Raw genomic sequence first — 354 nt, 5'->3', positions numbered from 1 at the left:
TTGCGGACCTGCTGAAGACCGCAGGCGCGGACCGCATCGTCTCCGTCGATCTGCACACTGACCAGATCCAGGGCTTCTTCGACGGCCCGGTGGATCACATGCACGCCATGCCGATCCTGACCGACTACGTGAAGGCCAACTACAACCTGGACAACATCTGCGTGGTCTCCCCCGATGCTGGCCGCGTGAAGGTAGCCGAAAAGTGGGCCAATGTGCTGGGCGATGCCCCGCTGGCGTTCATCCACAAGACCCGCGACGTGGACGTGGCCAACAAGGTCACCGCCAACCGCGTGGTTGGTGACGTGAAGGGCCGTACCTGCGTGCTGCTGGATGACATGATCGATACCGGTGGAA

The 354-nt window shown here is 62.1% G+C and carries 1 protein-coding gene; it reads left to right on the top strand.

Features of this window, described 5'->3' with window-relative positions:
- Positions 1-354 (top strand): ribose-phosphate diphosphokinase (prs, locus tag CYJ76_RS11660; protein ID WP_144043108.1); only part of this gene is annotated, 354 nt, incomplete at both ends.

The organism is Kytococcus schroeteri, from assembly GCF_002847825.1.
GTDB lineage: Bacteria > Actinomycetota > Actinomycetes > Actinomycetales > Dermatophilaceae > Kytococcus > Kytococcus schroeteri.
This window is presented reverse-complemented; position numbering and strand designations above follow the sequence as displayed.